Annotated in this window: 1 pseudogene; it reads right to left on the reverse strand. The window is 55.3% G+C overall.

The window, feature by feature from the left end:
* Window positions 1–235 (reverse strand): annotated as a pseudogene (locus tag QN399_RS26675) (transposase); the annotation flags it as partial.

Here is a 235-nt window from a genome sequence, read left to right on the forward strand (position 1 = left end):
ATTTCAAACAGCAACTGGATGTATCGCAACGCTAGTTCTGCAAGTTGGCTCTTGTGCGTGGCGTGCAGCTCGAAAAACTTGCGCCGAGCATGGGCCATGCAGCCGATCTCGGTCACGCCGAGATCAAAACTGGCCTTGTAGCCGCCAAAATCGTCGCAGACCAACTAGCCTATCCAGACTTCCAGCAATTTGCGGGCGTGATCTCCAGCGCGGCAGGGGCTGAAGACGTAAACCT

Source organism: Pseudomonas sp. 10C3 (assembly GCF_036346185.1).
Lineage (GTDB): Bacteria > Pseudomonadota > Gammaproteobacteria > Pseudomonadales > Pseudomonadaceae > Aquipseudomonas.